This window comes from Limosilactobacillus balticus (assembly GCF_014145615.1).
Taxonomy (GTDB): Bacteria; Bacillota; Bacilli; order Lactobacillales; family Lactobacillaceae; genus Limosilactobacillus; species Limosilactobacillus balticus.
This window is the reverse complement of the sequence record NZ_JACIVH010000030.1, coordinates 1-234: the sequence shown is the minus strand read 5'-3', so window position 1 is coordinate 234 and position 234 is coordinate 1. Positions and strand designations below refer to the sequence as shown.

General features: G+C 38.9%; 1 protein-coding gene. It reads right to left on the bottom strand.

Annotation, left to right across the window (positions count from 1 at the left end; genetic code table 11):
• Positions 1 to 234: transposase (locus tag H5S10_RS00170; RefSeq protein WP_182588321.1), on the bottom strand; the 234-nt coding region annotated here is incomplete at both ends.

The window sequence follows — 234 nt, the reverse complement described above, 5'->3', positions numbered from 1 at the left end:
TTAAACGATAATAATATTCAACAATGTGATTAGGATTGACGTGTTGTTGGCGAATCATATTACCAATGGTAAAATACAACAGTTTACGGGCAATTGGGTTTCCACGCTTATTAATGTGGTCTTGACCGGCATAAGTTCCAGAGTGGTGACGGCGAATATCAATCCCAACATAGGCATTGAGTTGGTTAGAGTTATCAAAACGACTAATGTCACCTAATTCTCCCATTAGTTGGG